Annotated in this window: 24 protein-coding genes; 20 read left to right on the forward strand and 4 right to left on the reverse strand. The window is 42.6% G+C overall.

The genetic code is table 11. The features are described 5' to 3' along the window. Nucleotides 1-333: 333 nt before the first annotated feature. Nucleotides 334-699: a YugN family protein gene (locus E4U82_RS01075; RefSeq protein ID WP_135108182.1), complete on the reverse strand. Its 366-nt coding sequence runs from the start codon at nt 697-699 to the stop codon at nt 334-336. 423 nt (nt 700-1,122) lie between these two features. On the opposite strand from E4U82_RS01075, the gene E4U82_RS01080 reads away from it, so the two are divergent. The 8 genes from E4U82_RS01080 (at nt 1,123) to coaD (ending at nt 5,329) form a co-directional block, all read left to right on the forward strand. Next, nucleotides 1,123-2,184, forward strand: a complete 1,062-nt coding sequence (locus E4U82_RS01080; protein WP_135108183.1) for a CAP domain-containing protein — start codon at nt 1,123-1,125, stop codon at nt 2,182-2,184. 100 nt (nt 2,185-2,284) lie between these two features. Continuing rightward, entirely contained in the window at nt 2,285-2,680 is a 396-nt protein-coding gene (gene ylbD / locus E4U82_RS01085; protein ID WP_135108184.1) for a YlbD family protein, read from the forward strand. Between the two features lie 10 nt (nt 2,681-2,690). Next, nucleotides 2,691-2,924: a YlbE-like family protein gene (locus tag E4U82_RS01090; protein ID WP_135108185.1), complete on the forward strand. Its 234-nt coding sequence runs from the start codon at nt 2,691-2,693 to the stop codon at nt 2,922-2,924. A 59-nt stretch (nt 2,925-2,983) separates the two neighbouring features. Further along, the gene (locus tag E4U82_RS01095; RefSeq protein ID WP_135108186.1) at nt 2,984-3,418 is read left to right on the forward strand and encodes a YlbF/YmcA family competence regulator; all 435 of its coding nucleotides are present in this window, start codon (nt 2,984-2,986) and stop codon (nt 3,416-3,418) included. Nucleotides 3,419-3,475: 57 nt separating this feature from the next. Next, nucleotides 3,476-3,751, forward strand: coding sequence for a YlbG family protein (locus E4U82_RS01100; RefSeq protein WP_135108187.1), 276 nt, complete (start codon nt 3,476-3,478; stop codon nt 3,749-3,751). Nucleotides 3,752-3,918: 167 nt separating this feature from the next. Beyond that, a complete protein-coding gene (locus E4U82_RS01105; protein WP_135108188.1) occupies nt 3,919-4,107 on the forward strand; it encodes a hypothetical protein in 189 nt (62 codons plus the stop codon). A gap of 173 nt (nt 4,108-4,280) precedes the next feature. Then, complete coding sequence (gene rsmD / locus E4U82_RS01110) at nt 4,281-4,832, forward strand: 16S rRNA (guanine(966)-N(2))-methyltransferase RsmD (RefSeq protein ID WP_135108189.1); 552 nt, start codon at nt 4,281-4,283, stop codon at nt 4,830-4,832. 17 nt (nt 4,833-4,849) lie between these two features. Further along, a complete protein-coding gene (gene coaD / locus E4U82_RS01115; RefSeq protein WP_135108190.1) occupies nt 4,850-5,329 on the forward strand; it encodes a pantetheine-phosphate adenylyltransferase in 480 nt (159 codons plus the stop codon). 125 nt (nt 5,330-5,454) lie between these two features. On the opposite strand, the gene ylbJ is transcribed toward coaD, so the two are convergent. Next, entirely contained in the window at nt 5,455-6,663 is a 1,209-nt protein-coding gene (gene ylbJ, locus E4U82_RS01120) for a sporulation integral membrane protein YlbJ (protein ID WP_135108191.1), read from the reverse strand. Nucleotides 6,664-7,046: 383 nt separating this feature from the next. Here ylbJ and E4U82_RS01125 point away from each other — a divergent pair, with 383 nt between their 5' ends. Beyond that, nucleotides 7,047-8,069 carry a SepM family pheromone-processing serine protease gene (locus E4U82_RS01125; protein WP_135108192.1) on the forward strand — a complete coding sequence of 341 codons (1,023 nt, stop codon included), beginning with the start codon at nt 7,047-7,049 and terminating at the stop codon, nt 8,067-8,069. 63 nt (nt 8,070-8,132) lie between these two features. Here E4U82_RS01125 and E4U82_RS01130 read toward each other — a convergent pair whose 3' ends face one another. Then, nucleotides 8,133-9,341: a nucleotidyltransferase gene (locus E4U82_RS01130; protein WP_135108193.1), complete on the reverse strand. Its 1,209-nt coding sequence runs from the start codon at nt 9,339-9,341 to the stop codon at nt 8,133-8,135. A 244-nt stretch (nt 9,342-9,585) separates the two neighbouring features. Between E4U82_RS01130 and E4U82_RS01135 the strand changes: the two genes are divergently transcribed. From E4U82_RS01135 to E4U82_RS01145, 3 genes are all read left to right on the forward strand, one after another. After that, a complete protein-coding gene (locus E4U82_RS01135; protein ID WP_135108194.1) occupies nt 9,586-10,113 on the forward strand; it encodes a YceD family protein in 528 nt (175 codons plus the stop codon). A 28-nt stretch (nt 10,114-10,141) separates the two neighbouring features. Continuing rightward, nucleotides 10,142-10,318, forward strand: coding sequence for a 50S ribosomal protein L32 (gene rpmF, locus E4U82_RS01140; RefSeq protein ID WP_135108195.1), 177 nt, complete (start codon nt 10,142-10,144; stop codon nt 10,316-10,318). A gap of 203 nt (nt 10,319-10,521) precedes the next feature. Further along, nucleotides 10,522-11,001 (forward strand): RsfA family transcriptional regulator, encoded by a 480-nt coding sequence (locus E4U82_RS01145; RefSeq protein WP_135108196.1) that lies wholly within the window; start codon nt 10,522-10,524, stop codon nt 10,999-11,001. A gap of 126 nt (nt 11,002-11,127) precedes the next feature. On the opposite strand, the gene E4U82_RS01150 is transcribed toward E4U82_RS01145, so the two are convergent. Further along, nucleotides 11,128-11,607 carry an N-acetyltransferase gene (locus E4U82_RS01150; RefSeq protein WP_135108197.1) on the reverse strand — a complete coding sequence of 160 codons (480 nt, stop codon included), beginning with the start codon at nt 11,605-11,607 and terminating at the stop codon, nt 11,128-11,130. A gap of 247 nt (nt 11,608-11,854) precedes the next feature. Between E4U82_RS01150 and bshC the strand changes: the two genes are divergently transcribed. From bshC to E4U82_RS01190, 8 genes are all read left to right on the forward strand, one after another. After that, the gene (bshC, locus tag E4U82_RS01155; RefSeq protein ID WP_135108198.1) at nt 11,855-13,480 is read left to right on the forward strand and encodes a bacillithiol biosynthesis cysteine-adding enzyme BshC; all 1,626 of its coding nucleotides are present in this window, start codon (nt 11,855-11,857) and stop codon (nt 13,478-13,480) included. 406 nt (nt 13,481-13,886) lie between these two features. Further along, nucleotides 13,887-14,318, forward strand: coding sequence for a division/cell wall cluster transcriptional repressor MraZ (gene mraZ, locus E4U82_RS01160; protein WP_135108199.1), 432 nt, complete (start codon nt 13,887-13,889; stop codon nt 14,316-14,318). 89 nt (nt 14,319-14,407) lie between these two features. Next, complete coding sequence (rsmH, locus tag E4U82_RS01165) at nt 14,408-15,388, forward strand: 16S rRNA (cytosine(1402)-N(4))-methyltransferase RsmH (protein ID WP_135108200.1); 981 nt, start codon at nt 14,408-14,410, stop codon at nt 15,386-15,388. Next, complete coding sequence (gene ftsL / locus E4U82_RS01170) at nt 15,385-15,759, forward strand: cell division protein FtsL (RefSeq protein WP_135108201.1); 375 nt, start codon at nt 15,385-15,387, stop codon at nt 15,757-15,759. The genes rsmH and ftsL overlap by 4 nt, the downstream gene beginning before the upstream one ends. Before the next feature lie 16 nt (nt 15,760-15,775). After that, nucleotides 15,776-17,959 carry a penicillin-binding protein gene (locus tag E4U82_RS01175; RefSeq protein ID WP_135108202.1) on the forward strand — a complete coding sequence of 728 codons (2,184 nt, stop codon included), beginning with the start codon at nt 15,776-15,778 and terminating at the stop codon, nt 17,957-17,959. 149 nt (nt 17,960-18,108) lie between these two features. After that, nucleotides 18,109-20,043, forward strand: a complete 1,935-nt coding sequence (locus E4U82_RS01180) for a stage V sporulation protein D (RefSeq protein WP_135108203.1) — start codon at nt 18,109-18,111, stop codon at nt 20,041-20,043. 244 nt (nt 20,044-20,287) lie between these two features. Then, complete coding sequence (locus E4U82_RS01185; RefSeq protein WP_135108204.1) at nt 20,288-21,757, forward strand: UDP-N-acetylmuramoyl-L-alanyl-D-glutamate--2,6-diaminopimelate ligase; 1,470 nt, start codon at nt 20,288-20,290, stop codon at nt 21,755-21,757. A 1-nt stretch (nt 21,758) separates the two neighbouring features. Beyond that, nucleotides 21,759-23,129 carry a UDP-N-acetylmuramoyl-tripeptide--D-alanyl-D-alanine ligase gene (locus E4U82_RS01190; RefSeq protein ID WP_135108205.1) on the forward strand — a complete coding sequence of 457 codons (1,371 nt, stop codon included), beginning with the start codon at nt 21,759-21,761 and terminating at the stop codon, nt 23,127-23,129. Nucleotides 23,130-23,132: the final 3 nt, after the last annotated feature.

A 23,132-nucleotide genomic window follows, 5' to 3' on the forward strand; every position in this document is an offset into this window, starting at 1 on the left:
GATCATACATGAATGGCATCATGTATTGTGTCTTTTTAATGTATTTTCATTTAAAAAGTCTTTGCGCTTCTATGATTTACTGTATTGAAAAAACGCTATGAGGCTGGGACATAAGTATTTGTACCAAGCAAAAATCCGAACAACAAAACTGGATAACCCGCTATGGAAATATACTTCGTTAAATCAATTAATTGTCCGGTTTTTGTGCTGAATTTTTCGTTTTGTCCTAGTCTCGTTCAGGTGATTTCGTTATGAAAAAACCAACCGCTCACTCGTTTTAAAGCAGTTGGTTTGGTTAAAACGGTATTCGAAAAGTACCGGCATTTTGAACCGTTATTTTTTATAGTTGTCAATTTCATCTTTAACTTTTTTTACGAGGCTGTAGGCACGATCCACAAGGTTTTCCGGAAATTTTTCATCTTCCCCGTATTCAACACCATGCGGGTAATAGTGTTTGCCAAGAAGTGGTGTCTTCAGCTGAATGACTGCATTTTCCAGATCCACATCTCCTTCGACTGCATAGCCTTGTATCCGAATATAATATGTAATGTTTTTTTCTTTGGACCCAATTTTATAATCGTATGTCACACGTTCATAATCCCATTGTCCTGCTCGGATGAAAGCGTGATTTCCCATCAATCGGTCTAAGGGCTTTATATTGACAATAGCTTCTTCAATTCCTGTGTTTTCCAGTTCCATATTAAACACCTCACAAAGTTATCCTAACATCTTTATCATAATAAAAAAGCGTTCAACATGCAATCGAAAAGGAATGAAATAGTCGTAAAAGATATTTCGCTGTTTATCGAAAGGAATATACGTTATATGAAGTAGGGGAAGCCCCCCTTAAAGACATTTTAGAACGGCCTGCACTCCAATAACCAAGCATGTGGCTGGGGATAAATGTCGGATTCTCATAGTATAATGAAAGCAATTATATAAGCGGTTGTTTTTGTTATAATGTTAAGAAGTCTAAATTACGGAGGCCCTTATAGGGAAACGCCACATTTACTAGAGTACAGGTGAATGCAAGTTTTTCCAATGATTCATACATGTATTGACGGGGCGATACATATAGATAGTTTAAACAGATTCACAAGTTTTAATAGAAGGGGAACTTATATGCGATTCATTCGAATAGCGGTATTATTATTGGTAATCGGGTTCGGCGTTTATTATTTATTAGACAAAAGTGATTTCCTTACAGAGAAGCCTAACGAATATGCCACTGGGGGTTTAGTACAAAAAGATCACAAACTTGAATCAAAGGAGATACCGGAAAATCGTACGGCTATTCCTTTAGAAGGAGATACGTATCAATGGATGAATAAGACAACAAATCAATTGGAGGACCATTTCGGAGAACCAGTGCGGAAGGATCCAAGCGCTTACGGGTATGAATGGTGGATGTATACAAACAAGCAGGGACAGTATATCCAATTTGGAATTGATCATAACAAGGTTAAATCGGTTTATGCCCTTGGTAATGATTTATCACTTGAACCCGCTAAAATTGGACAACAATATGAAGCCGTGAAAGACCAGTTGTCTTTCGAGCGTGAAGTGACCTATAACAAAGAGCTTACCTCTTATACATTCCGGCTGAGTGATGAGGAATTACAGGAGCGCCCTTTGGTAAAGGTGACGGATGATATTTTCCTGCAGCTTTACTTTGATACATTTACAAGGGAATTGTCTGCTATTCGGATGTTATCTGCTGACGTTCTGCTGCTCCATCGCCCGTATGAAATCCAGTATCGCGGGAAGTTGACGGATAAACCGGAACTTTCTGATGAACAGTGGGCCCGAATTGAAGAAGGAGCAGAACAGCAAATCTTTCACATATCCAATGTACTCCGAAACCAGCATGGTAAATCAGATTTGTCATGGGATGATAGCATCAGTGAGGTGGCCTATCTGCATAGTAAAGATATGGCAAAAAATAACTACTTTTCCCATTATGGTCAGAATGGTGTTGGGCTAAAAGAGCGACTGGCTGCGAAAGATGTGTTCTACCAGGCTGCAGGGGAAAATATAGCCGCTCAATATCCGGATGCGCTGGCAGCTATCCATGGCTGGCTGAATAGTGAAGGCCATCGGGAAGCATTGCTGAACAATGATTTTACACACTTAGGAGTCGGGGTTTACCAGTTTTATTACACGCAAAATTTTCTGCAAAAATAATAAAAATAGCTTTGAGAAGAGTGACCGGCATTCGGACACAATGTATGCCCATTATTCATAAAATAATCAGTAACAGACAATGTTACTGAGGTGAGTGGTTATGAGTGATAATCTCCATCCAAGTGTCCAGGAATTTAAAGCATTTCTGCAGCGGCATCCCGAGCTGGTGGAAGAAGTGAGGAAAAACGGTAGAGGCTTTCAGGAGTACTATGAAAAATGGGCTTTACTTGGGGAAGATGATCCGTATTGGGATTCATATAAAAAAGAAGAAACCAGCAAAAAGGACAACAAGACAAAACAGGGAAAAGCAGAATTGATGGAACGACTGGTCAAAATGTCGGAAAATATAGACTTGGATAAATTGCAAAAACAAGTGGGTAACATTAATAATACCATTACAACCGTTCAGGGATTGCTGGGTCAATTCCAATCGACGAAGGGACCTTCGCAACAGCCGTTTAGAAACAACAATCTATTCAACGGTTTCAAGGATTAGGGGTGGTATCATGCAGGAAACCGTCTATCACTATTTAAGCCAGCGCCCGGAATTAGCTCATTTCGTCCGGTTTAATCCTGAGTGGTACCGCTTTTTAACAAGGGAACCGCACAGGGTAGAGGAGTTGGAAAAAGCATCAAAGGTATTTTATGGTAAAACATTTTCCCAGCAGGTTGACAAAATCAGCGGCCATGTACAGATGCTCAATATGCTTATCAATTTTACCGAAGCTATGAAAGACTAAACGCCCCCCCTGTTTTAATCAGGCGTATTCCATGGTAAGATAGTGGTGGAGGTGAAATGATGATAGGCACTATTGAATATGCAGACATCCTTGATCATTCCGAGTTAGTAAGTAATATGGTCTTAAAGTCTGATGTTATGGAATCCTATGAAGACGCCCGGAAAACGCTACATGAAGACACGGAGGCACAACAGCTGATTAAGGCTTTTAATGATATAAAGGAACAATACGAGGAAGTCCAGCGCTTTGGCAGATATCACCCTGATTATAATGAGATTATGAAAAAGGTGCGCTCGTCAAAACGTGAGATGGACATGAATGGTAAAGTGGCGGCATTTAAAGTTGCTGAACGTAATTTACAGAAGATGCTTGACGAAATAAGCGAGTATATCGCTTTAAGTGTCAGTGGTGACGTTAAAGCGCCAAAAGATGGTGCAGCACTGACCGACACAGGCTGCGGCCATGGCGGAAAATGTGGCTGTAAAGTATCTTGATGTCCTAATTAGATTCTGGTACACTGATGGCAAATGGAATGATAGCGAGGATAACTGATGAGAACGAAACGCCGGGGACTGATCGTCTGGTTTCAGCATATGAAAAACATAAAACATATTAAGCGGTACGGCCACTTGCTTTATTCATCCAGAAAACTTAAGTATGCAGTTGTATATGTAGATCAGGAAATTCTGGAAAACGCAGAATCCAAATTGCTGAAACTGCCATTTGTGTCAAAAGTGGAACGTTCCTATAAACCTTTTTTGCGTACCGACTTTGAAAATGCCAAGCCGGATAAGGCTAAACAGTATGATTATAAAATGGGCATTTAACCTTTGCAGTGATACATATCAGAACTGCAAAGGTTTTTTCTGTTTGGGTAAGAAAAGCCAGAGCGTCTTGTTCACCCCTGAAAAGCTTAAGCAAGTATTTGTAGTGGCGGATTTTGCCACGTAAAATGATTGCTTAAGACCTCGAGGGGTAGACGCTGGATCTGGACATGGCTATTGCTGACAAAGAGCTTCATGTAGTCAAAAAATTTATACTTTTTAATCTCTATAAAGAAAAAACCTGCAGAAATATTTCTGCAGGTCCCTTTGTTTTCTTGTCAGAAAACAAAAAGGCAAAGGGAGAGGAGAAACCGGAGGAAGAACTTATGGGGAAGTGTAAGTCTTCTCCGAGTTTTTGAAACAGCCAAGCAATTTTGAACTGCTTCACTAGGTTATTATGGACAGAAGCAATTTTTATATACATATTTTCTTATAAAAAATAGATCTTTTAATGCCAAAGTACCTTTATATTCCTAATTGATGCTTGCGGATTTTTTTTGATGGCATTATTATTAATTATTGAGGTGGTTGTATGCGTGTAATAGCCGGTTTCCATAAAGGACGTCAGTTAGAAGCGGTGCCGGGTAAAATAACCAGGCCCACATCAGATAAAGTGAAGGAAGCTGTTTTTCAGATTATAGGGCCTTTTTTTGAGCGGGGTTTTTGTCTTGATTTGTTTGCCGGCAGCGGCGCATTGGGGATTGAAGCGTTGAGCAGGGGCTTGGATAAAGGGATATTTGTTGATAAACATCCAAAGGCTATACATACGATAAACGAAAATATCCGGAAACTAAAATTGAAAGACAGTGCTGAAGTATTTCGCGCAGATTCTTTTCGGGCGTTGAATGCTGTAGCTAAAAGGGGCCTTCAGTTTAATCTGATATTACTGGATCCCCCTTATCAAAAGGTAAGTTACGAGAAATTGCTGGAAGAAATTGGACAGCTGCACCTATTAAGGGAGAATGGCATGATTTACTGTGAACATAATGCCTCTGAACAATTACCAGGGGAAGCTCGTGATTTGTATATCATGAAACAGGAAACCTATAATGATACCACAGGCATAACCATCTACAAAAGATAAAAGAGGGGGGATTTTAATTGAACCGATTAGCGATCTGTCCAGGGAGTTTTGATCCGGTTACAAATGGCCATCTTGACATTATAGAACGCGGAGCAACTGTATTTGATCAATTGATTGTGACAGTCTTTAATAATCAGTCCAAGGAACCGTTATTTTCTGTTGAGGAACGGGTGTCATTATTGGAACAAAGCACCAATCATTTACCAAATGTTTCAGTTGCTACAAGCAAGGGATTATTAATTGATTATGCAAGAAAACATAACGCAGATGCCATATTACGCGGATTAAGAGCCGTCAGTGATTTTGAGTATGAAATGCAGATAACGGCTATGAACAGGAAACTGGATGATCATATTGAAACATTTTTTATGATGACGAACAATCAGTACTCTTTCCTTAGCTCAAGTATTGTCAAGGAAGTTGCCAAATATAAGGCCGATGTCCATGATTTGGTGCCTCCTCCTGTTGTGGATGCATTGCGGGAGAAGTTTCAATAGTACGTATAAGAGGCTGGGACAAAACGCCGCTAGTGAAACACCTATCATTATATAGTAAAAGTCCGAACAGATTATAAATTTCTCTAAGGATTTTTATTTTGATGCTATAATTTTGTCCCAGCCTCTTATATTTTTCGCAGTCGTCTTATGATGATAAGCGCAGCGATTAATAATGCCGAAAAGGTTATAAAAGGCCCTATATCGGTTAAGTGAAGTAAAAAATCCTGCCATGATGATTGCTGAGCGTCATTTGAGACCGGTACGCCCTTAAAATCAAATGATGTCCGGTTTAAATATAAAGGTGTATAAAATATGACTGTCAGAATAGCCGCAAAAAACCCATGAATGATTCTGGCAAAAAAGTAAGGTGCGAATCGGATATCAGTCGGTGCGATAATGCTGGCGACTTGCGCTTGAACTGAAAGCCCGTTAAATCCCAGTATAAAACTGACAATAATGATTTTCTCCAATAAATTGGCTGTTTCGTCCTGGGAAATTAAATTTGATCCGAGTGTTATTTCAAATAGACCGGATAATAAAGGCAATGCCAGATCCACTGGCAGTGTGAAAAGCTGCAGGATATATTGGAACAGTGATGCAATAATCGGTGACACCCCTGCTATATAAAGCAGCTTTGTGAAAACGGAAAACAGGATAATGAATCCCCCGACCATGACTAAGGTCTTGATTGAATTCAAAACGGCGTCACCCACGACTTTTCCGAAAGGGCGAGGGTCATCGAGTCTGGCATGATGCATTTCCCTGAAGGCTCTGACAATTGATACTTTTTTCTTGGCCGGCTTGGACGTATGCTTCTCGGCTTTCCGTCCGTAAAATCGCATACATACACCGACAAGTGCATTGCCGATATAATGGGAAGCGGCTAATATGACACCAAGCTTCACATCATAGAAAAAGCCGACTGAAACAGCACCAAATATAAACAACGGACTGGAGGCATTCGTGAATGAGACAAGCCTTTCCGCTTCAATTTGCGTCAGTTGTTTTTCCTCCCGGAGGCGAGCTGATATCTTCGCCCCTGTTGGATAGCCGCTTGCCATGCCCATCGCCCAAGCAAAGCTTCCGACACCAGGCACATTAAATAATGGACGCATAATGGGTTCAAACAGCACACCAATAAATTTTACGAATCCGAAACTGATCAAAAGCTCAGCCGTTATAAAAAACGGCAGCAGTGATGGAAACACGACCTCCCACCACATGTTTAAGCCGCGTATGCTGGCCTCTAATGACTGATCCGGGTACTTAATAAGCGAAATGGCAATAAAAACTGTAACGCCTGACAGGGATAGTGTTTTGATGATTTGTTTCAATGTGAAGCCCCCTTTAGAAGCAGTTCAAAAATTTTGGTGAAAAGGACACGTCGATAAAGGTTCTCCTGCTAAGTCCAATCATGGCAATCGCTAACTGCAGAACTCACCACGACGCAAGAAGCCCGCTCTCAGGAACTCATTCTGCCTTGAACTTCCGGGTCCTTTTCATCCTCCCTTTTTGAACACGTACCCATAGAATGATGGGTGGCCCTGTACTTCTCTTTTTGATAGTAGTAAAATAATGCTAGTTTCATTTACGTCAATTGGCAGTAAAATTGTTGTACGAGTCTATACCAATATACGCACATACATCATGTTTTTATGACATACACTTTTGACAGACTGCAAAATAGGCGTGCCATCTGAGCGAAAGGGGTTTTCCGGTGAAATTCACAAAGAAGCATTTGATTTATTTAATCCTGGTTATTGGGATTGCGTTTTTTATTTCAGCATATAAACTTCCCTTTTACATATATAAGCCCGGTGGAGCAGACGCTCTTAATCCGATTGTAGAAGTGGAAGACGGTTACCAGAGTGAAGGGGACATGCATCTTGTTACCGTTCGTGGAGGACAGGCAACCCCGGTCCAGTATTTATGGGCGAAAATACTCCCGCATCAGGAGATCATGCCGCTTCATGAGGTGCGGCCGGAAGGTGTTTCGGAGGACGAATATTTTCATGCACAGCTACAAATGATGGAAAGTTCCCAGGAGGCATCAACCGTTGTCGCTTATCAAGCAGCTGAAGAGGATATTTCAATTGATTACAATGGGGTCTATGTCGTTTCTGTTGTGGAAGGTATGCCGGCGGAAGATTACCTTAAGACAGGTGATCGTATCGTTGGGATTAATGATAGCACAATTGAAGAATCCAAGGATTTAATTGAATATGTTGACAATAAACAAGCGGGAGACACCATAACCGTTGATGTTGTCCGTGATGAAAAACAGCTTGAAGAAGAGATCACACTCAAGGCCTTCCCTGAATTAAACAACAAAGTCGGAATCGGCATCCAGCTTGTTACCGATCGGCGTGTGGAAGTTAATCCGGAGGTGAACTTTTCCAGTGGCAGTATCGGAGGACCGAGTGCCGGGCTTATGTTTTCACTGGAAATATATGATCAATTAACAGAAGAAGACTTAACAAAGGGTTACCAGATTGCCGGTACCGGAGAGGTGGATTATCAGGGAAACATACTGCGGATTGGCGGTATTGATAAAAAAGTGATAGCGGCCGATCAAGAGGGCTGTGACATCTTTTTCGCCGCAAATGAAAAGGGCGCGGAAGATTCGAACTATGAAGGGGCTTTAAAAGCAGCAGAAGAAATCGGCACGGATATGGAAATTGTCCCTGTTGACACATTTGATGATGCACTAAAGCACTTGCAGAATCTTGAACCTGCTTAAAACGGTGAAAGGGGGCGGGTGTTTCTGCCCCCAAATGCGGGATCATGGAAGTGGAGACGAGCTTTACATCATGATTGGCGGTTCGAGTTCCTGATGAAAGAACTTTTTCTTTTCACCGGGAATAATGCTGTAATAGGCACGGCTGGCTCTCTCTTCAATGGTCAAAAGTGAATCCTTTCCCCCGGCAAGTGTCGAAATAAGCGGTACGTTCATCTCTTTTTTTCGGGCATTTAAATAGGTTTGTCCGGTATTTGTCATACCTAAAAGTCTTACATATGGGACGGTTGCAGCTTTTTGGACATGCGCTGCGTCAGTCTTTGTTGTATTTGTTAAAATATGTACAAATATGCGCTGCAGTCTTGTCCATGTATACCGTTTTGTTTTAATCTTGTTGATCCATTCATGAAAAGATGTCGCGTCTCGAGCTGTTTGTTTAATACGATTTTCCAGACCCTCAACAACGCCATGAATAGCTGCAAGTTCCTGTTCAGTCATTGTCATCACGCGATAATGGACCAAATGGAAATAATCTTCCCATGAATGCCACACGCCTGCTTCTTGTTTATACGCCCACAGTTGATGAGTTGTTTCTTCGGGAAGCGAGACGGCTACAGCTTCTGATATGTTCTGTTGTTTTAGAAGCTCTCGGCGAATGCTTGTTGCACTTGCAATCGAACCGGTAATAGTCTGGTCGTGATAATCACTTTTTGTTCGAGTAATGGTCAAGGGATCTATCGACAGCCCATTATCCAAAATCGCTTTCACATAACTGAACCCAAGAATATTATTGGGTTTTGTCAAATCCATCCCCGAGGCGGCCAAACCTATTTCCTGGTAAGCCAGACGGCTCGCTTCCGGGAAGGAAATACCAAGGTCCATTTTTTCCTGAAGGGTTGTTTGGTATGCCGAATTCTTCTGTTGAAAAACGTCATAAGCTCTGGTGAAGCGGGATATATCACCGGATTCGCTTCCAAAACAAATGCTTGAAGCACCAATCTCATGTAAGGTTTGGACAGACCCCTTAGCAAACAAGTCACTGCTCTGGACAGCATACAAGTAAGGAAGTTCCAGAACGATATCCACCCCTCGTGACAGTGCTGCTTTTGTTCGGTGAAACTTGTCGATGATAGCAGGTTCGCCGCGTTGCAAAAATGAACCACTCATCACCGCGATCAGACAATCAGCGCCAGTTGCTTTCCTGGAACCTTCTATATGAAACACGTGTCCATTATGAAACGGGTTATATTCAACGATTAAGCCACAAGCTTGCATATATTCAAATCCTTTCTTACATGTAACGGGTAGTAAGTCCGCCACAATGATATGATGGCGTGAAACGAGGCGGGGGATCATCATCAGTTGAATGTTTTGTATTATTGTATCAAAAAAAATGGTATGACGCATGGTTCTTTGTAAATAAAACGGGTATGCTGATAATAGAGCACCTGTAAAGAAAATATATTGACAAAATGCCATTTTCCTTTTAAAATAACTCTTGTTGCCTTGAGGTGATATGATGAAATTTTCATTAGGCCGAATTAAGCGAAATGCAAGTATTGGACCCTATTCTTTTGATGATCATGTTGATGTTTCCGAATTGGAAGCGATGAATAATGATATCCGGAAAATTGGTTCTGTTCGTGTTAAAGGAACAGCGATGGATGAGGGCGATGACGTCGTTTTTACATTTACAGTTGCCGGAACCATGATATTACCATGTGCCCGTACATTGGTAGATGTGTCCTATCCGTTTGAAATAAACGCGGTTGAAGTATTTTCAGAATCGCCATATGAAAAAGATGATGCAGATGACGACATTCATCCGATTGAAGGAGACGTACTTGACTTAACGCCTTTAATAAAGGAAAATATTTTACTGAACGTTCCTTATCGTGTGTTTTCGGATGATAAAGATGCTGTCAGCCAGGCCCCATTTGAAGGGGAAGGTTGGGAACTTGTTTCAGAGGACAAAAACGAACAAAAACCGGATCCGCGTTTAAAGAAACTGGAATCTTTACTGGAGAAAAAAGAGGAAAAGGAATAGGTTTTCCGTAGTTGAAGGGGGTGTAAGCATGGCAGTACCAAAAAGAAGAACGTCCAAAAAGGTAAAAAACCAACGTCGTACTCATAAAAAATTGCACGTACCTGGTATGGTGGAATGCTCGAATTGTGGTGAATTGACGAAACCACATCATGTATGTAAATCATGCGGGCATTACGATGGCAGGGAAGTCGTAGCAAATGACTAAATGAACAGCAGGTCAGCCAAACAGATCACTGAGTGAAGTGATCTGTTTTTTTTATATTTATATAGGAAACAGTAAAAAAGAATGCTCCGGCAGATCTTTTCTGAACGAAGACCGGATAATATTTTCTGAAAAATTGGCTGTGAACGATTCTATCACACCTACCTTTTGCATACATTGATAGCAAATGCGTAAGGAGGGATGTTATGAATGCAACACGCCAGGATGCATGGACGAAAGATGAAGATATATTATTGGCAGAAACCGTTCTTCGTCATATAAGAGAGGGCAAAACACAGCTTGAAGCATTTAAGGATGTGGCAAAACAGTTATCAAGGACATCAGCTGCATGCGGGTTTCGCTGGAATGCTTCTATCCGAAAGCAATACCAGGAAGCTATTGAAAATGCAAGGGAAGACCGGAAACAGCATAACAGGCAACAGTCGTTGGTTCACTACGACACACAAGCTAACGGAAATCCGGATCCGATAGATACGGCTATTTCCCTGCTTGAGAAGATACGGACTCATCCCAATGGTGATAACCAATTATTCCATAGCGAAGAGGAAACACAAGAACATCTGTTGAAAGAAAATGAAGCCCTGAAAGCACAACTGAGCCGTTATGAACAGGCATGGACAGAAATGGGAAAATTATGGGCCTGGGTCAATGAACCGCAAAACTGAATTAAAAAGACATGAATGATCGTTTGCCATTCATGTCTTTATTTTACGTCAATAGAATTAAACCATATAGATTTGCTGGTGGCTCTCGCATTTCATCGCTTATTTTCACGTTAACAGTTTTGCGAATTAGGCATCTTTTTCTTTAACGCCCTCAGGCATCCATATAAGCGGATTTTCCCCGAGATCTCTTTCCATTTCATATTTTGCTTTTTGGAACCCCATTTTTTCCCAAAACCCGTGGGAATTAATCCGCGGATTCGTTTTGATTGGCAGCTGAAAACGCTTGGCAAAGTCAACCAATGCTTTGCCGTAATGTCTTCCCCGATAGTCAGGCAGTACCTCAAGCTTCCACAGCTCCAGATAATCCTGTGGCGGTTCAAAATAGGCATCATATTTCGCCCTGACCCTATAGAGACTCATGCGTGCGATAAGATTGTGTCCTACATGGATGCCGTAAAATGGCGATTCGCTGTCATTCTCAATAATATTGTTTTGCAAATCCTCTAACATGGAAAGTTCCTGATTCCCATATTCCTTAAACCGTTTAAATTGCTCCAATGTTTTATAATTGATCAAAAGTTTCCCAACATTTATACCATCAGTCATGTTATCCTTCCCCCTTAAACAGAAGTATTTAAAAATCCCTCTATTATTAATTATAATATAAAAAAGCCGGAAATGGAATGAAAGAACATAAGATGGACCGTAAATCACTGTTTAACCAGCGTTGTTCATTCTTTGCAGAAATGGCTTTTTGAACAACCTTTTAAAACAGATTGAATGCAATCCACCTTTGATTTATGTAAAATGTGTTATGGACATATACGATTATGGTTAAAGGAGCATGCGACCAATGCGGATCACGCCCATTACATTACACAAACAAACTGCATTAATAGATGATTACCGGCATCAGCAACTGGAGATTCTGGAACATTTTGATTATGATCCATACCTTGAATCAACCTATCAGCAAAGAGCAGAAGCTTTACAAGACAAACAAATTGACCGTGGCCGGCTGACCGAGGCTTTAGTTACGATGAACAGGCGATGGGATGCTCCTCAATCTGTATATCATAATATCGAACGGTTAAACGAACATAATAGTGTTGTGGTTATCGGCGGCCAACAGGCAGGTCTTTTGACTGGGCCGATGTACACCATTAACAAGATCATATCCATTATCCAATTTGCGAAACGCCAGGAGTCCGAGCTGCAAATTCCAGTTGTACCGGTTTTCTGGATAGCTGGTGAGGATCATGATTTTGATGAAATCAATCATGTTTATTTACCGGAGAAGAATCGTATGAAAAAACACACGTTGCAGCAGCGGGTGACTGATAAGCGCCCCGTTTCAGATATTCCGATTGATCAATTCGCTGCCGTTCAATGGGTGGATCAGTTATTTGGCCAGCTGAAGGAAACTGAACAGACACAAAACTTGTATCGGACCATACAGGATTGTTTGCAGCAATCGGTTACATATGTGGACTTTTTTGCAAGGGTTATTTATCAACTCTTCGATGATGAAGGAATTGTTCTTGCCAATTCAGCCGATCCCGCGATGCGCGAAATGGAGCGGGAGCATTTTATGACGCTGATTGAAAACCAAAGGGAAATCAGCTCGGGTGTCCATAAAGCACTGCAGCAACTGAGTCAAAAAGGGTATACGGTTTCATTGGATACCGAGCCTGATGAAGCACATCTCTTTTACCATCAAGGAAATGAACGGATACTGCTTACACGGGATGATGAAGGGAACTGGGCAGGCAGGCAGCACGAGGTTCTTTTAACAACAGAAGAAATCATGGATATAGCAAAGCATCATCCGGCAAAACTAAGCAATAATGTCGTGTCACGGCCGGTCATGCAGGAAAGTTTATTTCCGACGTTGGCATTTATGGGCGGTCCCGGAGAAGTTGGTTATTGGTCAGCTTTAAAGCCTGCTTTCCATGCAGTTGGTATGGAGATGCCACCGGTGCTCCCGCGGCTATCCTTTACATTGATTGATCGTCATCTGGAAAAATCATTACGTACCTACGGGATTGATGATGAGAATGCTGTGAATCATGGCATCGAATCGCTTAAAATCCGGTGGTTGGCTGGACAGAGTGACCAGCCTGTACAACAGGTTGCTGCCGAAATCAGGCAGGCTATTGAGTCAGCGCACAAACCACTAAGGGATATCGCCCGGGGCATACGCTCTGATTTAGGTGAACTGGCCGATAAAAACCTGTATTATTTGAATGAAGATATTAACTATCTGGAAGACCGTATTATGAAAGGCTTAGAGGATCGCTATACGAAACAGCTGAATGAATTTGACCGGATCCAAAACACTCTACACCCACAAAATGGCCTGCAGGAACGGATGTGGAACCCGTTCATCTGGCTGAACGATTATGGTACCGGGTTTATCAAAGAGCTGACAAGCCAATCGTTTTCATTTCTTGATGGCCACCATATTGTTTATTTGTAGAGACATGAACTTATAGTTTCAGTTAGCCCCTATTTCAAGCTCTTGGAGTGGCCCCCAAAAAGGTAAGCGGGGATCAACTGCTCGCAGAGGCCCGATTTTGTTAACGAACATTCAGCAAGGAAAACAAAACTCCCTGCTGAATGAGGTTTTACTTTATGACTCCCCACCTTCCTCCACTTTATCTGAAAAGTGGAGGAAGGTGGGGAGTTTTTTTATGGTAAATACTCTGAGCGGCTGCTATTGCAGTGTTTGGGGTATGCGACGATACGGTTTTCTCCCGACTGATTTCATTGGACTTTAGCTCGTTAGCCTCATTTTCAACATTCATGGAAAAAAAATTAAAAATTAAGTGGTGAAATGTGGGGGAATGTGGTAACATGGTGTATAAGAAAGTGGGGCATAGGCTATGTTCATGGGCGAATTCCAGCACAATATCGATACAAAAGGACGGATTATTGTGCCTGCCAAGTTTCGCGAAGGGCTTGGGGATAACTTTGTCGTTACCCGTGGACTTGATAAATGTTTGTTCGCCTACCCCATGAATGAATGGAAATCGCTTGAAGAAAAGTTAAAAAAACTCCCGTTAACTAAAAAAGACGCCCGTGCTTTTACGCGTTTTTTCTTCTCCGGTGCTATTGAATGTGAAGTGGACAAGCAGGGCAGAATAAACATTCCGCAGCCATTGCGCCATTACGCCGGTCTGGATAAAGAATGTGTTGTCATTGGTGTTTCCAACCGGGTTGAATTCTGGGCCAATGAAAACTGGGAAGATTATTTCAACGACTCAGAAGAATCGTTCAGTGAGATTGCCGAGAATCTAATGGATTTTGATATTTAACCGAATAAGTTCGAGTTCCACAGAAGGAATTCGGTGTGTGATATTCACCGGACTTTTTTGAACAACCTTTAATAGACAGGGTGTCGTCGATGTTTAAGCATTACAGTGTATTAGAAGAAGAAGTGCTGGAAGGAATGAATATCAAACAGGAAGGGATCTACGTGGATTGTACTGTCGGCGGTGGCGGTCACGCAGAACGTATTGCTTCCCGCTTAAATGAGAAGGGGTTGTTGGTCGCAATTGATCAGGACAAGGAAGCATTGGAAGCAGCCGAGCAACGACTGCAGCCTTTTAAAGACCGGACACTTTTTATCCATGCGAACTTCAGGCAAATCGAGGAACAATTAGCCAGTCGCCAAATCGGATCCGTTGATGGTATTCTGTTTGATCTTGGTGTATCCTCACCACAGCTTGACCATAGTGAAAGAGGTTTTAGTTACCAGCATGATGCCAAACTTGATATGCGTATGGATCGGGACCAGTCATTGGACGCCCGTGAAATTGTTAATGACTGGTCGTATAACCGGTTAGTTAAGATTTTTTTCAGTTATGGTGAAGAGAAATTTTCGAAGCAGATTGCCCGGAAAATTGAGAGCACCAGACAGAAAAAGCGGATTGATACGACGTTTGAATTGGTTGAGATCATTAAAGAAGCCATTCCTGCTCCGGCACGCAGAAAGGGCGGGCATCCGGCAAAACGAGTTTTCCAGGCATTGCGGATTGCTGTTAACGATGAATTGTCCGCTTTTAATGATGCGCTTCACCAGGCAGCACGCGTTGTTGACAGAAACGGGCGAATTGCCGTCATAACGTTTCAATCGCTGGAAGACAGAATTTGTAAACAAGCATTCAAAAAATGGAGTACTGCAAAACCGGTACCCCGAAATTTACCGGTCATTCCGGAAGATCATAAGGCCCCTTTTAAATTAGCCAATAAAAAACCGATTATGCCAAGTGAACATGAACTTGGTGATAATCGACGATCCCGCTCAGCGAAGTTGCGAATTGCTGAAAAAATAGAGCAATGGAATGAAGATTTTACATATGAAGAAGGGTGGAAAAAGTCATGAATGAAAATCTTGCCCGCAGCTGGAAACAGTCATACGTGTCAAACGAAACTAAACAGGAACAAACGGTCATTAAAGTACATAAGAAGAGCTGGATAACAAAAGGTGAAAAATTGTTGTATTCGGCAGTCGGAGGGATGCTTATTGCCGCCAGTATTTATGTCGTATCATTTGCCTCCTCGACAGATACATTGAATAGAGAAATGGAATCCCTTGAACAAACTGTACAGAACCAGGCTGTTACCAATGAAGGTTTGATTTATGAAAAAAAGCAGCTGGAGAGACCTGAACGCATCACTAGAATTGCAAAGGAAAATGGTTTGAAAATACAGGATGCCCGCGTAAAACAAGCAACAGCATATCATAACAACTAATCAAGGCGGATGTATGATGAAGAAAAACAAAAAAACACATGTCATGTCCGGCGTTTTGATCGTTTTATTTGTCGGTATATTCATGATTATTTCCGGGAGATTCCTGTATATTCAGGCTACCGGAGAGATTGCCGGTGTTTCTTTGGAAAACTGGAGCGAAGAAAAACGGACTGCATCTTACACCCTGGATGCAGAACGGGGCAAGGTTTATGATCGGAACGGGATGACGCTGGCATATGATCGCCCTACGTACCGCATTCAGGCTATTGTAGGAGAATCACACACACAAAACGAAGAGGAGCCGCTGCATGTCGTAAATGAGGAAGAAACGGCAGAAAAGCTGGCTCCTTTACTGGATGCGGATGAAAGCTATCTGCTGGACCAAATGGAAGAAGGGGTTCAGGAAGACCGGTTTCAGGTAGAGTTTGGAAGTGCCGGTAAAGAACTGTCTCAGAATACAAAGGAAAAGATAGAGGAACTTGAACTCCCTGGAATCAAATTCACAGAGGAGCCCATTCGCTATTATCCGAATGGTATGTTCGCGTCGCAGATTATCGGGTTTGCCCAAAAGGAAGAAAATACGATTACAGGTGTAACTGGAATCGAAAATGAGATGAACCAATTGTTGAGTGGTAAAGCGGGGTCTATCTCATATGAACGTGATCAGTATAACGCTAAATTATTAAACCCGAATGAAGTGATCAAAGAGCCGGAAGATGGTGGGGATGTTTACTTAACCATAGACCAGAAAATACAGACCTTACTTGAAGATGTTATGACGCAAATGGATGAGGCTTATAACCCCGAACGTATGACAGCTACTGTGATGGATCCCAAAACTGGTGAAATCTTGGCTATGAGTAATCGTCCAAGCTATAATCCGAATAATCCGTCAGACGTTGAAAACTGGTACAATGATGCCATTGCAACACCTTTCGAGCCGGGATCAACAATGAAAATATTTACATGGTCGGCAGCCATTGAACAGGGTGTTTACAACGGTGACGAATGGTTTGAATCCGGCTCATATAAGATAAGTGATCGTGTTGTGCCTGTCAGAGACCATAATGGTGGTGAAGGCTGGGGCTCCATCACATATGATGAGGGATTTGCCAGGTCATCGAACGTTGCCGCGGCCAAACTATTGTGGGAAAAGATCGGGACTGAGGAATATCTGGAATATTGGGATGCATTCGGTTTTGATGAAAAAACTGGCATCGACCTGCCAGGCGAGCAAGCAGGTCAGCTCGTTTATAACTACCCCCGTGATAAAATTTCGACAGCATTTGGTCAGGCGAGCACCGTCACACCGATACAGCAAATGAAAGCGGCTAGTGCTATCGCCAATGACGGAAAAATGGTCAAGCCATATGTCATTTCCAAAACAGTTGATCCGTCATCAGGCAAAGTCATTGATGAAAAGTCACCGGAAGCGGCAGGCGAACCTATTTCAAAAGAGACATCGGAGCAAATGAAGGACCTGCTGGGATCAGTTGTTTCCTCTGAGGATGGTACCGGCGCTGAATATAAGCTTGACGATTATTCCGTTGCAGGAAAAACCGGAACAGCCCAAATCTATGAAAATGGTAAGTTATTAACCGGTCATGGAAATAATATGTATTCCTTTCTTGGCATGGCTCCCAAGGAAGACCCGGAGCTGATGATGTATGTTTCGGTCAAGCAACCTGACATTAAAGTGACTGAGACCGGTTCAGAGCCTGTATCGTTCATATTTAAAAATGTCATGCAGAACGGCCTGCATTATTTGGATATTGAGCCTGATAAAGAAGCGTCCGGACAGATTGATACTGTCCAGCTGCCGGAGATGACAGGACGGGAAACTTCCAAAGTCCAAAATGAGCTGAAAAAGAAAGGTGTGAACGTGTCGGTCATCGGATCTGGGGATACCATTAAAAAGGCAAGTGCTGCAGAAGGTGACGAGTTGCTACAGGGCGACCGGATTCTTTTGATAACGGATCAACCGGAGATGCCGGATATCACTGGGTGGTCATTACGGGATGTCATGCAATTAGCTGATTTGACGGCTTTGGAAGTGGAAGCAATTGGCAATGGTTATGTTGTCTCACAAAGCATTGAAAAAGGCAAGCCTCTTAAAAAGAACGATAATTTAGAAGTTGAGTTTGAACAGCCTGCACTCGATGCGGGAGGGGAAGCCGAATCAAATGGTTCAAGTGAATAGTAAAAACGAATTATCAGTAATGCCACGTCCGGTTTAAAACTTGAGGGCGTGGCTTTCTGTTTCTGCCTGAGGAGATCGTGTTCTATTCTATTTTCAGTATTCATATAGTGTATACAAGCCTATCTATGAATATGAAAAGGGGATAGTATATGAAACGCGTATCTTCTGTCACTGTACGAAAACGAATGATTGCTGCTTTTCTTACTGGTTTATTATTCTTCCTGATTATCGATGCCAGACTTGGCTTTGTTCAGTTTTTGATGGGAGACGAACTGATGAAGCTTGCTGATGAATCATGGAGCAGGGATATCACATTTGAACCTGAACGGGGGAAAATATTGGACAGGCAGGGTGAGGTGCTGGCGGAAAATGTAACGGCCCCATCTGTGATTGTTGTACCAAGACAAATTAAAAACCCTCAGGAAACAGCCGGTAAAATCGCTGACATATTAAACATACCGGAACAGGATGCATATGAATATGTAACAAGGGACGCTGTCTATACACGTGTACATCCGGAAGGAAGAAAAATAAATAATGACCAGGAAGAGGCATTCAGAACGTTGAACATGGACGGTGTCTACCTGGCGAAAGATTCAAAGCGTCACTACCCGTTCGATGATTATTTATCGCATGTATTGGGTTTTGCGGGTATTGATAACCAGGGGTTGATGGGACTTGAACTGTATTATAACGATAAATTGGATGGTGAAGAAGGAAGTCTTTCATTTTATTCCGACGCGAAAGGGACAAAGCTTAAGCAAATAGCGGATGATTATAAAGCGCCGGAAGATGGTCTGAATTTAGAAACGACGATTGATTCCAAAGTTCAGACAATCATGGAAAGAGAACTGGACCTTGCTGAATCACAATATAACCCGGACGGTGCCATGGCAATTGCTGTCGATCCGGATACCGGCGGGGTTTTGGGGATGGCGACGCGGCCGAATTTTCACCCGGAAAATTATCAGAACGTTGACCCGGAAATTTATGATCGGAATATGCCCATATGGAGTACCTATGAACCAGGATCAACCTTTAAAATCATCACATTGGCAGCCGCTCTTGAAGAAAATACGGTAGATCTCCAAAAAGATGAATTTCATGACGATGGTGATATAACAGTAGGCGGAACAGAATTGCATTGCTGGAAGAGCGGCGGACATGGTCATCAAACTTATCTCGAAGTTGTGCAAAATTCCTGTAACCCAGGATTTGTTCAACTCGGAACTGATCTCGGTAAGGAAAAATTGTTTAGTTATATTAAAGATTTCGGATTCGGAAAAAAAACGGGGATTGATTTGCGCGGAGAAGGAAATGGAATCTTATTTGACCCGGAAAATATTGGCCCGGTTGAGGTGGCCACGACTTCTTTTGGGCAGGGCGTTTCCGTAACGCCTATCCAGCAAGTTATGGCCGTTTCTGCAGCAGTGAATGGCGGGAAGTTATATGAACCGTTCATTGCAAAGGAATGGATTGACCCGCAGACGAACAAATCCGTTGAAAAAGTGGAGCCGACGTTAAGGGAAAACATTATTTCCGAATCAACGTCAGAGGAAGTCCGTAAAGCGCTTGAAAGTGTCGTTGCTAAGGGAACCGGCCGCCCTGCATACGTTGACGGCTATCGTGTCGGCGGCAAAACAGGTACAGCCCAAAAAGTCGGTCCTGACGGCAATTACCTGACAGATAATCATATTGTCTCCTTTATGGGATTTGCCCCGGCTGATGACCCTGAAATCGTTGTTTATGTTGCCATTGATAATCCGAAAGGCACGGTGCAGTTCGGTGGCCCTATTGCAGGACCGGTCGTTGGAACCATTATCGGGGACAGTTTACGTGCAATGGGTGTCGAGCCGCGTAAAGGCGGTCTTGATAAGGAATATACCTGGCCGGATCAGCCACCGATTGAAGTACCGGATTTGATTGGTCAGAAGAAGGAAGATTTAATTGAATATCAGACGAACTTGTCGATTGAAACGAGTGGTTCGGGGGACTACATCATTGATCAGGCACCAAGTCCGGGAACAAAAATCGAACAAGGGGAAAAAATAAGAATTTATTTATCTGAGAAAAATTCATCGTGAACAAGCTAAATTTTTGCTATAATGTAAAAGGCTTATCTGTTTTAAGTACACGTTCCAACATCTTGAAACAGTTGCGGATCAATTTAATGTGTGACCAGAGCCGGCTTATGAGCTGGTTCCACGACTTTTTAAGAGATAAGAATGTATGAAATCAATCAGTTTATGCCAGCGGGAGCCATACCCGGCTTCTGCGCCTTTTTTAACTTGTGAACTGAGATTAACATTGCAGAATAGGGTGTTTGAAATGAGATTATCAGATTTACTGACCGTATTACCGTTTTATCATGCTTCAGCAACACTGGACGATATAGAGATCAGCGGGGTTGAGACGGATTCCAGAAATATTGCAAACGGAAACCTGTTTATTTGTATTGAAGGTTTTACAGTTGATGGTCATGATTTTATCGACCAGGCGATTCATAATGGGGCATGTGCCGTATTGACGGAGAAAGAAGTGAAAGCTTCAGTTCCGGTGATTCAAGTTGATGATACATCGCGCGCCATGGCGATCGTCGCTTCAAGGTTTTATGACGATCCGACCCGGCAATTTCCGCTTATTGGTGTAACTGGAACAAACGGCAAAACGACGGTCACTTACCTGTTGGAATCGATTTTTCAGCAATATAAGAAAAAAACCGGTCTTATTGGCACGATCCAAATGAAAATAGGCGGGGATGCTTACCCCGTACATAATACAACCCCTGACGCATTATATTTACAGAAGGCATTCCATCAGATGAACAAGCAAAATGTTGAGACGGCTATTATGGAGGTATCATCCCATGCGCTGGACATGGGGCGTGTTTACGGCTGTGATTTTGATATCGCCGTATTTACGAATTTGTCACAGGATCATTTGGACTATCATAAAGATATGAACGATTATTTACATGCAAAAAGTCTTTTGTTCGCACAGTTGGGGAATACCTATAATGAACGGCAGAAAAAATTTGCCGTCATCAATGAGGATGATCCGAATTATACGTTTCTAAAGAGAAGTACAGCACAGCACGTGATCACATATGGCTGTCAGAACGGTGCGCAGGTAAGAGCAACAAATATACATCTTGATGTTACGGAAACAGCGTTCACCATGGATACGCCAATCGGAACTGTTCAGATAAACAGCCATCTTATCGGCAAATTCAATGTATATAATATGCTGGCGGCAAGTGCGGCTGCCATATGTGCGGATATACCGCTCAAGGTGATTAAGGGTGCACTTGAAACTGTTCAGGGCGTAAGTGGAAGGTTTCAGGCTGTGGATGGCTCACAGGATTTTGCTGCAGTTGTAGATTATGCACATACACCTGATTCACTGGAGAATGTACTGCAAACGATCAAAGGATTTGCGGAAAATCACGTCTATGTTGTGGTCGGCTGCGGCGGCGATCGTGATAAGACAAAACGCCCGTTAATGGCCTCAATTGCGCTGAAATATGCGGATCAGGCAGTGTTTACATCAGACAACCCCCGTACGGAAGATCCGCAGGCGATACTGGATGATATGACGGAGGGCCTGCATGCCGATCATTATCAGGTCATTGACAACCGTAGAGATGCCATATTTCATGCAGTAGATCTGGCTGAAAAGGGCGATATTATATTAATTGCCGGAAAAGGGCACGAAACGTACCAGGAAATCGGCCACACCCGTCATGACTTTGATGACCGTGAAATTGCAAAAGAGGCCATTCAGGCTAAGGAGAATTAACATGTTATTTACCACTCAATGGCTTACAACTCTATTTGCTGATTACCAAGGTGCTGCAAAGGAATGGATTGACATTGCTGAAGTGGCGACAGACACCCGTAAAAAATTTAATCATGCATTGTTTGTTCCGCTAGCCGGTGAAAACTTTGATGGTCATGCCTATATGAAAGATGCCTTTGATCAGGGAGCTGCTGCCGCGCTTTGGGATAAACAGAAGGATCTGCCAGAATTTTTACCGGCAGATTTCCCGGTATTCCTGGTTGAGGATACATTAGCAGCACTACAGGAACTGGCGGCAGCCTACAGGGAAAAGGTGAATCCAACTGTCATCGGCGTAACAGGGTCGAACGGTAAGACAACGACGAAAGATATGACTGCCTCAGTCGTCGGCACAACATTTAAAACGCACCATACAAAAGGGAACTTAAATAATCAGATCGGGGTCCCGCTCACGATTTTATCCATGCCTCCGGAGACAGAAGCATTGGTTGTCGAAATGGGGATGAATCATTTTGGTGAAATTGAAACACTGACAAAAATCGCGAAACCTGATTATGCTGTCATCACGAATATCGGTGAGTCCCATATTGAATATTTAGGGTCTAGGGAAGGAATCGCCAAGGCAAAACTTGAAATCACCAGTGGGATGACTAAGAACAGTTGCTTAATGATTGATGGTGACGAAAGACTATTAAGGGAGATGCGTCACCGCGATCAGGTGATCACATGCGGTTTTGATCCCCATAATGATGTCATGATCAAAAAGGTCACTATATCCCGGGAATCAACACAGTTTGAACTTTCAGATGGTGAGAACTATACGATTCCATTGCTTGGTAATCATCATGCACTGAATGCGGCGTTTGCTATAACCGTTGCCAGTCAGCTTAAGGTAGCAAACGATAAAGTGAAGCAGGCATTAGTAGGATTGGAATTGACAGGGATGCGATTTGAGTTAATAAGCGGTCAAAACGGTTCATCGATTATTAATGATGCCTATAATGCTTCACCAACGTCGATGAAGGCAAGCATCAACGCTGTGAAACAGTTGGAAGGGTTCCGGCAAAAAGTACTGGTGTTAGGTGACGTTTTTGAACTTGGTGTACACGCAAAACCGCTTCACCGGTCGGTTGCAGACAGCATCGATGATTCAGTAACGGCTGTTCTGACGTTGGGCGAAGATGCAGAGGAGATATCATCGCGTGTTAAACAGCAGTATCCGGCAATGGATTGTCGCCATTTCACATCAAAAAATACACTCCGAACGGCTTTGGAGGAATATGTGACAAGGGAAACCCTGATCTTATTCAAAGCTTCACGGGGGATGCAGTTTGAAACACTTGTTCATTACGTGAAAGATCCATCACAATAAATA

Origin of the sequence: Lentibacillus salicampi (assembly GCF_004565465.1) — a bacterium.
Classification (GTDB): domain Bacteria; phylum Bacillota; class Bacilli; order Bacillales; family Amphibacillaceae; genus Lentibacillus; species Lentibacillus salicampi.